This window comes from Campylobacter sp. BCW_4323, from assembly GCF_001763115.1.
Taxonomy (GTDB): Bacteria; Campylobacterota; Campylobacteria; order Campylobacterales; family Campylobacteraceae; genus Campylobacter_D; species Campylobacter_D jejuni.
Map to the genome: position 1 here is coordinate 2,880 of NZ_MJYC01000083.1, position 291 is coordinate 3,170.

The 291-nt window shown below is 28.2% G+C and carries 1 pseudogene; it reads left to right on the forward strand.

What is annotated here, in order from left to right:
• Positions 1–291: pseudogene (locus tag AJN60_RS10030) on the forward strand (hypothetical protein); the annotation flags it as partial.

Below are 291 nucleotides of genomic sequence, written 5' to 3' on the forward strand. Positions count from 1 at the left end.
GAGAATACCATCTTACTATGTGGTTTGATTCTGATAATAATAAATATGAAACTTTCTATGTTGGAGAAAGGGGGAGTGTTAGTCTTAACTATTCTTTTGACAGTGAAAAAGAAGCAATTGATAAAATGCTAAAAATGAATTATAGGCAAAAATATTTTAGTGTAGATGAGAACTATTCAATGCAAAATAGAAAAGAAGTAGCATTAAGAATTATTAAAGAAGAAAAACTAGAAGTGATTTGGTATGATGAAGCACTTAAACCTTTATGTGCAGGTATTAAACATGATAAAC